The organism is Aquabacterium sp., from assembly GCF_021768455.1.
Lineage (GTDB): Bacteria > Pseudomonadota > Gammaproteobacteria > Burkholderiales > Burkholderiaceae_C > Aquabacterium.
Genome location: NZ_JAIZVX010000167.1, coordinates 1 through 8,383 on the forward strand (window position 1 = coordinate 1; position 8,383 = coordinate 8,383).

Genomic DNA, 8,383 nt, shown 5'->3' on the forward strand with positions numbered 1-8,383 from the left:
TGGCCGTGGCCTGCTGCCTGGGCAGCCACTGCGCCAGCATGCCGGCCAGCATCGCCCGATCGAAGGGCTTGGTCAGGTAGTCGTCCATGCCGCCTTGCAGGCAGACCTCGCGGTCGCCGCTGAGCGCATGGGCCGTCAGCGCCACGATGGGGGTGTGGCCCTGTGAGGGGTGGGCCGCCTCGTGCGCGCGGATCAGGCGCACGGCTTCGTAGCCGTCCATCACCGGCATCTCGCAGTCCATCAGGATGGCGTCGTAGCGCGCGTCGCGCACCATCTGCACCGCCTGCGCGCCGTGGCGGGCGTGGCTGCTCTGCAGGCCCAGGCTCTCCAGCGTCATCGTCGCGATGAAGGCGTTGACCTCGTTGTCCTCCACCAGCAGCACATGGCCTTGCAGACGGAGGTCCTGTTCCGGGGGCGGGGTGGTGTCCTGGAAGCCGGGGTCTCGCAGGTCGTGGGCATGCGGGACCGGTGCTTCGTGGCTGAAGGGCAGGGTGAAGGTGAGCTCGAAGGTGGTGCCTCGGCCCTGCTGGCTGCGGGCCTGGATGTGGCCGCCCATCTCTTCGGTGATCTGCTTGCAGATGGCCAGGCCCAGGCCGGTGCCGCCGTGGCTTCGCGAGTTGCCCGATTCCACCTGGAAAAAGGGCTGGTAAAGGTGCTCCATGGCCGAGGGCGGGATCCCCATGCCCGTGTCCGAGACCGCGATCACCAGCGTGGCCTGGCCGGCGGCCAGGTCGCGCACCGAGGCGGTCACGGCCACTTCGCCGTGCTGGGTGAATTTCACGGCGTTGCTGACCAGGTTCAGCAGCACCTGGCGCAGCTTGCCCTCGTCTGCCACCATGGACTTCACCCCGGCCGGGATCCCGTGGGTGTCACCACGCAGGCCGATGCCCTTTTGCAGCGCCGTGGCACCGAAGGCCTCGCAGGCCGCCACCACGGTGTCGCGCGGGTCGAAGGCGGCCGGGCTCAGCTTCACCTTCTGGGCGTCGAGCTTGGCGAAATCGAGCACCTCGTCGAGCAGGCGCAGCAGGTTGCGCGCCGAATCCCGGGCCGACTTGACGAAGAGCCGGTCCCGCTCCGGCAGCGAGGCCTCGTTGAGCATGCTCAATGCGCCGATCACGCCGTTCATCGGGGTGCGGATCTCGTGGCTCATGTTGGCCAGAAAAGCCGTCTTGGCCCGGTTCGCGGCCTCGGCCTTTTCCTTGGTGCGCCGCAGTTCGGCCACGTGGTTCTTGCGGCGCGATTGCAGGTAGAGCTTGCGCTCGCGCCCCATGGCGAAGCGGTACATGCTGTAGCCCAGGATGTTCGCCGCCGCGATGTGCGTGACCATGCGGTGGAAGCCGTAGGTGTCGATGCTCGACGCCATCGAGGCGAAGCCCATGGCCGTGAGCGCCATGAACAGGCCGAGCAGCACGGTGGTGCCGGGGCGCAGGCGGGCGAAGCCGTAGATCATCATCGTGGCCAGCACGGTGGAGGTGGTCAGCGTCCAGTACAGGTCCAGCTGCTGGCCTGGCAGGCGGTTGGCTTCCAGCGCGATCTGACCATTGGCCAGCATGGTGACGCAGACCGCGCTCACGCAGGCCACCGCATAGTGCCGCGTGAAAAAGGCCTTGCAGCGCCGTGCGGCCAGCGCAAAGCCCAGCAAGACGATGGCCAGCGACAGGCGGGTCAACTGATTGGGCTGACTCAGGTGGTGGCGTCCCGAGAGCACGTTGAAGAGGAAGAAGGCGAGGAAACACGTCGCCGCCACCATGCTCGAGGCAAAAAGAAAACGCACACCGTGAGAGCGGAAGGCCGTCAGGAATTCCGCTTCAAGCGTGCGGTTGGAGAAACCCTTGTGCCCCCAGGCGCGGACGAGTTTCGAAAATACAGCTGTACCCATCAGGCGCTCACTTCTCAGCGGCCAACAGTGGAAGGGGAATATCGGAATGCAAAGGGGCGAGCCATTTGCGCGGATTCACCACATGGGCTCAAGCCACCGCCCGCAATCTAGGCGGCCGGTGTCCTGCTGTCAAGCATCTAATGGGGACAGTCAGGTTGCTTTTCCGGCGATCGCCGAGCCGCCTCAGGCGGCCACGGTCGACCGCAGCCGATCGCTCGCAGTCAGGTCTGCGCGAGACAGACCGCTGAATCGGTGGTGAACGATGTCGTAATCAATGCGGATGTCGGGGTGGTGCGTGAGGGCCATGAAACCGTAAAGCGGACAACGTGCCCGGATCCAGCGCCCTTCGGCCTCCCTGATGCCCAGGCTGAACAGCCCGTGCGGGAGGCTGCCAACGTCTGGCAGGGACAGGCGGGCGCCGCCCAGCACATCGTCGAACTGCATCATGCGGTACATCTTGTCGACGGGCGCCCTGGCCGTGATGAGCGCCTCGTCGATCCGGCTGTGGAAACAGATTTCGTAAGCGGCCTTGATCAGGGCCGGTGTCACCATGCGGCCTTCGATGCCGGGCCGCGCGGTCAGGCGTCGGGCCTCGACCAGGCGTTTGCCCAGAAAGCGGGCAGGCAGGGGGGCCTCGTCTTCCACTTTGAGTCGGCCATGCAGGTTGTGGATCAGCCGCACAGATCCCAACAGTTGCCGGGTTTCGTGCGACTCCGCGATCAGCAGCAGGGCATCGGGGCGGAGGTCATCGGACTCGGCGTGCTGCAGGCGCTGGGCCAGTGCGGGCACGTGCCGTCCGTAGGCCTCCCCTCTCAGGTGCAGCGCGCGCGCCAGATCGCCAGGTCCCTCGGCGAGGCGCACCCGAAAGGGCAGCGCCTCGGTGCTCAGGGGGTTTTGGCTGTAAGGCCGGTCGGGAAGCGCGGGGGTGACTGTCATGTTGAAGCCTTGAACTGCAGACTTGGCACCTGGCGCGCCGCCATGACGACATGGCCGGTCACACCTGTTGGCAGCAGAGGGGGCGCGACCGACACCTCACCCTGCCTGGATCGATCTTGCATCATGTGCAATTTCAATGCCTGTGGCAAGCATGGCTTGCACCCCCTCCACGCACCATCCCCGAACAAGGTGGTGCAAGCCGGTGTCAGTCGGCCAGTTTCTCGTGGAGGGCCTGCAACTCCAGCGTGAGTTTGTGGCGTGGCTCCAGGTGCACCATCGGGCGCGCCAGCTGGTGGGATTCCTTCACCTTGACCGAGGCGCTGAGGTAAGGCTGCAACACCGGCAAACCCTCGTCGATCAATTCCTGTACCAGGCGCTGTGGCAGATTGGCACGGGGTTGGAACTGGTTGACCACGATGCCCGTGACTTTCAAATCGGCATTGTGGTCGGCCTGGATTTCCTGGACGTTGTCGAGCAGGGTGTACAGCGCCCGCCGCGAGAAATCATCGCAGTCGAAGGGAATCAGGCAGCCCTGGGCCGCAATCAGGGCCGAGCGCGTGTAGAAATTCAGCGCGGGCGGGGTATCGATGTACACCCGGTCAAATTGACCGTCGAGCTCGGCGAGCGCATCGCGGAGTTTGTAGATCTTGTAGCGGGATTCGAGTTTCGCATGCAACTCATCGAGCTGCGGGTGCGAAGGCAGCAGACGCAGATTGTCCCAGGGGGTGTCGATCGCGAACTCGTCGACACCCTTGGTGCGTGCGGTGAACTTCAGCGTCTGGTCAAAGAAGGCGGCCGAGCTGAAGTCGGCGTCGTCCTGCCCCTGGCCCATCAGGTAGTGGCTGGAATTGCCTTGGGGGTCGAGGTCGACCACCAGGGTGCGCAGGCCCTGGGCGGCGCTGATGGCCGCGAGGTTGCAGGTGATGGTGGACTTGCCCACCCCGCCCTTCTGGTTGAAAACGACAAACCGCATTGCAAGGCACCCCTGGCTGTTGTGGACAGCCTATTGTGCACTGCAACACGGTCTGTGCTGTGGCGGGTCGACCTGGTCGCCCGCCACGGTGCCTGACCTGGATCAGGCCTTGGCTTCGGGCAGCTCGATCTTGACCTCGAGCACCTCCAGGTCGCCCTGGCGCTCCATGGCCACCTTGATGTCGTCCGGGTTGATGGCCACGTACTTCGAGATGACGGCCACCAGCTCTTTTTGCAGATCGGGCAGGTAGCTGGGGCTGTGGCTGCGGCCATTGCGCTCGTGCGCCAGGATCAGCTGCAGTCGCTCCTTGGCCACCGTGGCCGTCTGCTTCTTTTCGCCGAGGAAGAAGGAGAGGAATCCCATGGTTTACTTGCCTCCGAACAGGCGCTTGAAGAAGCCGGGCTTCTCGGCATCGATGAAGCGCATGGGTTTGTCTTCGCCCAGGAAGCGCGCGATCACGTCCTTGTAGGCCTCGGACACGTCGCTGTCCTTCATGTGGATGGCCGGGATGCCCTGGTTCGAGGCATTCAGCACCGTCTCGGACTCGGGGATCACGCCGATCAGCTTGACGCGCAGGATCTCGTTGACGTCGTCCAGCGAGAGCATCTGGCCGCCTTCGACCCGGTTGGGGTTGTAGCGGGTGATGAGCAGGTGCTCCTTGATGGGCTCCTTGCCGTCGATGGCGCGCTTGGTCTTGCTGTTGAGCATGCCCAGGATGCGGTCGGAGTCGCGCACCGACGAGACTTCGGGGTTGGTCACCACGATGGCTTCGTCGGCAAAGTGCATGGCCAGCAGGGCACCGGTTTCGATGCCGGCGGGCGAATCGCACACCACGTACTCGAAGCCTTGCTCGGCCAGTTCGTTCAGCACGCGCTCGACGCCGTCCTGCGTCAGGGCGTCCTTGTCACGCGTCTGCGAGGCGGCCAGCACGTAGAGGTTGTCGCACTGCTTGTCCTTGATCAGCGCCTGGGTGAGGTTGGCCTCGCCATGGATCACGTTGATCAGGTCGTACACCACGCGGCGTTCGCAGCCCATGATGAGGTCGAGGTTGCGCAGACCGACGTCGAAGTCGATGACGGCGGTCTTGTGGCCGCGCAGGGCCAGACCGGAAGCAAAGCTGGCGCTGGTGGTCGTCTTGCCGACGCCGCCTTTGCCGGAGGTCACCACGATGATCTTGGCCATGGATGGCGGTCCTTTCGATGTGAGTCTTCTGAGATCAGAAATGAATTAGAGCGAGATGGGCTCGAACACCAGCCGGTCACCTTCCAGCCGCACCTGGGCGGGCTGGCCCACCACGTTGGCGGGCAGGGGGTTCTCGGTGGTGCGGTAGGTGCCAGCGATGGAGAGCAATTCAGGCTCCAGGCTGGTGGAGAAGATGCGGGCTTCGGTGTTGCCCTTGGCGCCGGCGATGGCCTTGCCGCGCAGCGGCGCGTAGACGTGGATGGAGCCATCGGCGATGACCTCGGCACCGTTGTTCACGGCGGCCAGCACGACCAGGTCGCCGCCCTTGGCGTAGACCTGCTGGCCGGAGCGCAGGGGCTTGTCGATGATCAGGGTGGGCACGCCCACGGGCACCTCGACCTGGACCTCCACCGGCACCTCGCGCACGATCTCGCGCACCACTTCCTTGACCACGGTTTCGGTGCGGGCGGGGTGGGCGTCGGGGGCTTCGCCCAGGCCGGCGGCCAGGGCGGCTTCCGTCTGCCGGGTGGTGCCGCCGCGCACGGCCACGGGGTTCAGGTTGAAGCGGGTCAGCAGCTGGACCAGGGCTTCGAAGTCGACCTTGGCGTCGAGGCTGGCCAGGTGGGTCAGGTCGATCACGACCGGGTCGCGGCTGAAGAAATCGGGGGTGGCGCCATAGCGTTCTTCCATGGCCTGGGCCAGGGAGGCGAGGTTGCCCGTCTTGAGCACAAAGGCCACCAGCGTGAGCGAGGCGCTCTTGAGGTCGAAGGCGGCGGTGGCGTTCCCTGGGCTGACGGCGGACATGGACAAGAGGCGCTGAAAAGTCACGAGTTTAAGCCACGGTTGGGTGCGGATCGTGCGGCGCGTCACAGGCCCGAGTGCGGGCGTGCGGCCATGCTCATGCAGGCTGGTCCACCCCGCGTGCCATGTTCCCCGTGCACGGGGCTTGCGGCGCACCGAGCAGGAATCACGCTTTGGGCGTCTGGACGCCCCAGCGGCGTGCTGGGACATCTGTGTGGGGCACCCGTGGGGTGCGTGGCGTGGCTAGCATGGACCTGTCTACAGCTTCGCGGAGACCCGAAGTGCAACACCACGCCCTTGTCAGCGTGGCCACCGAGTGTGGTCACGACATCGCCAACCTCCTGGCCGAGATGGAGGAAGAGGCCGAACTCTTCGGGAGCCCCAACACCCTGGCGGCCGTCGAACAGGCCCTGCTCACCATGTCCCACACCCTGGGACAGTTCAGCCAGCCGCTGCGCGACCACCTGGTCGAGGTCGACTGGGCCGGCTGGCAGGCGGTGCACTGGGCGCTGAGCCAGCAGGTGGAGCCCCGCCGGGAACTGGTCTGGTACGCGGTGCAGGCGCTGGTGCCCGCCACCATGGGCCTGCTGCGCCGACTCTGGAAAAAGCACCCCTCGGTGTTGTTGATGCCCTGATCCGGGTTTTCGCCAGCGGCTTGGCAAATCGGGTCGGCTGCGCTACCTTCGTTCCCAATTGATGCAATCCGTCACAGGGGAAACGAATGTCCGACACCGACACATCGAGCCGAGCCGCTTTCTGGCTTGTGGGGGGCGTGGTCGCCGCCGTGGTCGTGGGGGTGCTGGCGTACAGCCGGCACCAGGCCGCGCCGCCGTCTGCGCTCGCCATGGCCCAGCTGCTTGAATCGGCTCCGCCAGGTGCCGGTGTGCCGGCCGATCCGATGAGCGGGGCCGAACTCATCCTGCGCAAGACCCTGGTCGATCAGGTGTTTTTTGCGTCGGGCCAGACGGCCGTGCCTCCCGAGGGCAGCGAAGCCATCGAAGCTGCGGTGTCGGTGCTGGGGCGCCACGCCGAAGGCTCGCTGGTGATTTCCGGTTTCCACGACGCATCGGGTTCGGCGTCGACCAACGCCGAGGTGGCCAAAGGCCGGGCCTTGGCCGTGCGCGAGGCCCTGCTCGCGGCCGGGGTGCCGCCCGAGCGCATCCGTTTCGAGAAGCCACAGCTCACGCTGGACAGCGGCACGCCCAAACAGGCCCGACGGGTCGACATCAGCCTCGCAGAATGAACAACAGGGCCCGAGGGCCCTGTTGAGGCGGCACGCCTTTGAGCAGGCTTGCCTGACGGTGTGTGCGTGCGCCTCAGCGCGGTTTCTTGCGCCCCATGCCGCCGGGCTTGCTGCCAGGGCGAGCCGGCCGCGAACCGTTGTCCCGCGGGGGCAGGCCGGTGTGCTGGGTCAGGATCTGGCCGCGCTGGGGCGTCTTGCCTGCACCACCGCCTGCTTTGTGGGGCGGGCGGGTGGTCTGGCCGATGCCGCGCGGATCGGGTGACTCGGCAGCGTCCAGCAGGCGCTTGCTGGGTGCGCGGCCCGCACGGCCGACCGTGACCACCGAGGTCCTGGTGCCCGTGGCGGTGGAGTTCTTGCGGCGCGCGCTCTCGTAGCCACCATCCGTCATCGGCTGGTAGAAGGGGATGAGGTGGTGCTGGCCGTTGCCGATGAGGTCGGCGCGGCCCATGGCCTTGAGGGCCTCGCGCAGCAGCGGCCAGTTGTTGGGGTCGTGGTAGCGCAGGAAGGCCTTGTGCAGACGGCGACGCTTCTCGCCCTTGACGATGTCGACCCGCTCGCCCTTGCCCTCCACGCGGCTGATGCCCTTGAGCGGGTTGCGCCCGGAGTGGTACATGGCCGTGGCCGTGGCCATGGGGCTGGGGTAGAAGGTCTGCACCTGGTCGGCCTTGAAGCCATTGCGCTTGAGCCACAGGGCCAGGTTCATCATGTCTTCGTCAGACGTGCCCGGGTGGGCGGCAATGAAGTAGGGGATGAGGTACTGCTTCTTGCCGGCTTCGGCGCTGTATTGCTCGAAAAGCTGCTTGAACTTGTCGTAGGTGCCGATGCCCGGCTTCATCATCTTGCTGAGCGGGCCACCTTCGGTGTGCTCGGGCGCGATCTTCAGGTAGCCGCCCACGTGGTGGCTCACCAGTTCCTTGATGTATTCGGGGCTCTTGATGGCCAGGTCGTAGCGCAGGCCCGAGCTGATCAGGATCTTCTTGACGCCGCGCAGTTCGCGCGCACGGCGGTACATCTTGATCAGCGGGCCGTGGTGCGTGTTGAGGTTGGGGCAGATGCCGGGGTAGACGCAGCTGGGCTTGCGGCAGGCGGCCTCGATCTCGGGCGAGCGGCAGCCGATGCGGTACATGTTGGCCGTGGGGCCGCCCAGGTCGGAGATGACGCCGGTGAAGCCCTTGACCTTGTCGCGGATCTCTTCGATCTCGTGGATGACCGAGTCTTCGGAGCGGCTCTGGATGATGCGGCCTTCGTGCTCGGTGATGGAGCAGAAGGTGCAGCCTCCGAAGCAGCCGCGCATGATGTTCACGCTGAAGCGGATCATCTCCCAGGCGGGGATCTTGGTGGCGTGGTCGTGGCTGCCGTTCTCGTCGGC

The 8,383-nt window shown here is 65.9% G+C and carries 9 protein-coding genes; 2 read left to right on the forward strand and 7 right to left on the reverse strand.

What is annotated here, in order from left to right:
- The 6 genes from QZ994_RS17085 to minC all read right to left on the reverse strand — a co-directional run.
- On the reverse strand, positions 1-1,879 hold a 1,879-nt coding region (locus tag QZ994_RS17085), incomplete at its 3' end, for an ATP-binding protein (RefSeq protein ID WP_290874456.1).
- Positions 1,880-2,062: 183 nt separating this feature from the next.
- Positions 2,063-2,815, reverse strand: a complete 753-nt coding sequence (locus QZ994_RS17090) for a hypothetical protein (protein WP_290874458.1) — start codon at positions 2,813-2,815, stop codon at positions 2,063-2,065.
- A 205-nt stretch (positions 2,816-3,020) separates the two neighbouring features.
- Positions 3,021-3,788, reverse strand: coding sequence for a ParA family protein (locus QZ994_RS17095; protein WP_290874461.1), 768 nt, complete (start codon positions 3,786-3,788; stop codon positions 3,021-3,023).
- Positions 3,789-3,890: 102 nt separating this feature from the next.
- Entirely contained in the window at positions 3,891-4,151 is a 261-nt protein-coding gene (gene minE, locus QZ994_RS17100) for a cell division topological specificity factor MinE (RefSeq protein ID WP_290874464.1), read from the reverse strand.
- Positions 4,152-4,154: 3 nt separating this feature from the next.
- Positions 4,155-4,970, reverse strand: a complete 816-nt coding sequence (gene minD / locus QZ994_RS17105) for a septum site-determining protein MinD (protein ID WP_290874467.1) — start codon at positions 4,968-4,970, stop codon at positions 4,155-4,157.
- Between the two features lie 45 nt (positions 4,971-5,015).
- On the reverse strand, positions 5,016-5,774 hold the full coding sequence (gene minC, locus QZ994_RS17110) for a septum site-determining protein MinC (RefSeq protein WP_290874470.1): 759 nt from the start codon (positions 5,772-5,774) through the stop codon (positions 5,016-5,018).
- Positions 5,775-6,052: 278 nt separating this feature from the next.
- On the opposite strand from minC, the gene QZ994_RS17115 reads away from it, so the two are divergent.
- Positions 6,053-6,406 (forward strand): hypothetical protein, encoded by a 354-nt coding sequence (locus QZ994_RS17115; RefSeq protein ID WP_290874473.1) that lies wholly within the window; start codon positions 6,053-6,055, stop codon positions 6,404-6,406.
- Between the two features lie 86 nt (positions 6,407-6,492).
- Positions 6,493-7,014 carry an OmpA family protein gene (locus QZ994_RS17120; protein ID WP_290874475.1) on the forward strand — a complete coding sequence of 174 codons (522 nt, stop codon included), beginning with the start codon at positions 6,493-6,495 and terminating at the stop codon, positions 7,012-7,014.
- Between the two features lie 73 nt (positions 7,015-7,087).
- Here the strand turns inward: QZ994_RS17120 and QZ994_RS17125 are convergent.
- On the reverse strand, positions 7,088-8,383 hold a 1,296-nt coding region (locus tag QZ994_RS17125; RefSeq protein WP_290874478.1), incomplete at its 5' end, for a DUF3362 domain-containing protein.